The sequence below is a fragment of the Puia dinghuensis genome (genome assembly GCF_014642875.1).
Taxonomy (GTDB): Bacteria; Bacteroidota; Bacteroidia; order Chitinophagales; family Chitinophagaceae; genus Puia; species Puia dinghuensis.
The window spans coordinates 1-1,557 of sequence record NZ_BMJC01000018.1; the positions used below are offsets into that span (position 1 = coordinate 1).

1 protein-coding gene is annotated in these 1,557 nt (G+C 55.0%); it reads left to right on the forward strand.

Features of this window, described 5'->3' with window-relative positions; translation table 11 throughout:
- Nucleotides 1–1,557: condensation domain-containing protein (locus tag IEY39_RS29590; protein ID WP_188938388.1), on the forward strand; the 1,557-nt coding region annotated here is incomplete at both ends.

A 1,557-nucleotide genomic window follows, 5' to 3' on the forward strand; every position in this document is an offset into this window, starting at 1 on the left:
GAGGTATTGCGGACCGTGTTGCTGGAAGAAGAGGGAAAAGGATATCAGGCGTTGCAGGACAGCGCGGGTTGGCGGATGGATCGCCTGCAAGCAGAGGAAGAGCTGGAGGACTGGATGGATCGCCCGTTCGATCTGTCCGGCGATTATATGCTGCGGGCAGCGCTGGTCGGCAGCGGAGGCGAATATGTGCTGGCGGTAGTAGTTCATCATATAGCCTCGGACGGCTGGTCCTGGCCGATCCTTTTACAGGAGCTGTCAACGGTGTACCGTGGAGGTCGCCTGGAAGAGCTGAAGATACAATATGCGGACTATGCTTTATGGCAGCGGAAGTATTTTCCTGCCGGACAGATGGAAGCGGATATAATGTACTGGAAACAGCAGCTAAAGGGATTGGAACCCCTGCGGTTGCTGGGGGACCGGGGGGATATGGCGGGCGAAGAGAAAACAGGGGGTACGGTGCATGGTCTCGTGGCATCGGAAGAGGCGGATAGATTGAGAGAGGTGTCGAAGAAAGAAGGAGTCACCCTGTTTATGTTGCTGCTATCGGTGTGGAAAGTGTTGCTGTATCGATATACCGGTCAGCAGGATATCTGTGTCGGTACACCAGTGTCAGGTCGCACCATGGAAGAGACGCAAGGCATCATCGGATTTTTTGTCCATACGCTGCCGCTGCGGACGAGGGTGGACGGAGAAGAATCGTTCGTGCATTTATTGTCCAGCGTTAGGAATACGGTTCTGGAGGGATTTCAGCATCAGCAGGTGCCGTTCGAGAAGGAGGTGGGAGGACAAGGATCGTTGTTCGAAGTGTTGTTCATGCTGCAGCCAAAAGAGGGGGTTGGTGTATTTTCATTGGGAGAAGAGGAAGCGAGGAATATAGCATTGGGCGAGGGTCGGTTGAAGTATGATCTGACGATGATGGTATGGGAGGAAGAAGGCGGCGGCCTCGGCATTCGTATTCCCTACAACACGAAGATCTATGGAAAAGAAGAGATGCAACGGATGGTGGGTCATTATAGCGCACTATTACGATCGGTCGCCAGGGATCCGGAAGGCGTGGTTGGAAGATTGAGGATGCTGCAGGAGGCAGAGGAGAAAATAGTACTGGAGGAATTCAATGCCGGAGGGGAGGGATATAAAGAAAGTAAGACGGTGGTGGATTGGTTCAGAAAGCAGGCGGCAGATCGGGGGAAGTCGACAGCGGTGGTGTGTGGGTCGGCAGAAGTGAGTTATGAGGAGCTGGACGCGCGCTCGGAGGTATTGAGCCGGTGCCTGGCAGGGGAAGCATTAGTGGGGATCTGCATGGAGCGATCGGTAGAGATGCTGGTGGGATTGTTGGCGGTGCTGAAAGCCGGAGGGGCATATGTGCCGCTGGATTCGGAGTATCCGCAAGAGCGATTGCAATATATGTTGGAAGATACCGCAGCCCGGGTAGTATTGGTGGATGATACGGGCCGGAAAGTATTGGAAGGATGGTATGGGGGACGCATGCTGGAAGTGACGGCAGCACCTGAGGGGGATCAGGGCCATCCTGTGAGCCCCGCTCCCGGCGACCTCGCC